The sequence below is a fragment of the Neisseria benedictiae genome (genome assembly GCF_958267435.1).
Taxonomy (GTDB): domain Bacteria; phylum Pseudomonadota; class Gammaproteobacteria; order Burkholderiales; family Neisseriaceae; genus Neisseria; species Neisseria bergeri.
In genome coordinates, this window is sequence record NZ_CATQFV010000042.1 from 1 (window position 1) to 703 (window position 703).

Consider the following 703-nt stretch of genomic DNA (forward strand, 5'->3'; position numbering starts at 1 on the left):
GCTTAGGGAGAGTAGGGGGGATACGACCTTAGTTTTAGTATCCGTAATTTCATCATTTTTTTCGTCAAGGGAGTATATCGACTCTAGAAGACAGGTATTAGGGTTTTGTTTAAATTTTGGTCTTTGTGCAACTGCTACATAATACCGAAAAAAACGACCGCACTTTTGGCTGACGGTTACGTTTTTAATTTCGCCGACGACATCGCGGCTGTTGCGATAGCGAATCCAGCCGATTTTCGGGAAATACAGGCGGTTATTTTGTTGTTCCAGTTTGCAACCTTGCGGAAAACGAAAGTTCTCTTTCAAGCCTTTTTTCTTGAATTTCGGGAAGCCGGAACGCTACGGCTGATGCGCGTTCTTGTAAACCCGCCCGTCCTTTTTCAGACGACCCCAGGCGGTGTATTCGCCGTACCATAAAAGATTGCCGTGGATGTCGGTCATCTCCCTCGGGATGCCGATTTGGTCGTTGTGGAAATAGGCGAGGTATTGTGCTTCGTCTCGGTTGTTATGGAAGACTTGGGCTAGGGGTTCGTAGCTGTCTTGGTCGGTGTAGAGATAGGTGTAGCTGCCTTTGTAGGTGTACTCCTGCAATAGGCGGCTGCCGTCCCAGACGAAGTGGGTGCGTTTGGGGTCGGTGCTCGTCCGGGCGAGTTTGTCTTGGCGTTCTTTGGAAAGGCGTCTTCCGAACGGGTCGTAGGCGTAT

2 pseudogenes are annotated in these 703 nt (G+C 49.5%); both read right to left on the reverse strand.

Going from position 1 to position 703, the window contains the following annotated elements:
• Positions 1-306, reverse strand: a pseudogene (locus Q3O12_RS04435) (hypothetical protein); the annotation flags it as partial.
• A gap of 36 nt (positions 307-342) precedes the next feature.
• Positions 343-703: pseudogene (locus Q3O12_RS04440) on the reverse strand (RHS domain-containing protein); the annotation flags it as partial.